1 protein-coding gene is annotated in these 221 nt (G+C 64.7%); it reads right to left on the reverse strand.

Features of this window, described 5'->3' with window-relative positions:
- Window positions 1–221, reverse strand: a 221-nt coding sequence (locus tag C7C56_RS10745; protein WP_181373118.1) for a type VI secretion system Vgr family protein, incomplete at both ends; no start/stop codon positions are given.

Consider the following 221-nt stretch of genomic DNA (forward strand, 5'->3'; position numbering starts at 1 on the left):
GTAGCTCGACACCAGCAGGCCCCCGCCCGCCCGCACCGCGCCATAGTCGTCGGTGCGCAATTCGGCCCCCGTGCCGCGGAAGCTGCCTCGGTAGTTGTCGGCGCTGTGGATCAGATGTCCAAGAGTTAACTCGCTGGCCGCATGGCTGCACTTGAGCTGAACGCGCCCCTGCGCATCGGTCTCGTCAAACAGGAGCTGGTTGTAACCCGTTCCGCCAAACT

Source organism: Massilia glaciei (assembly GCF_003011895.2).
In the GTDB taxonomy this organism is placed as follows: Bacteria; Pseudomonadota; Gammaproteobacteria; order Burkholderiales; family Burkholderiaceae_D; genus Telluria_A; species Telluria_A glaciei.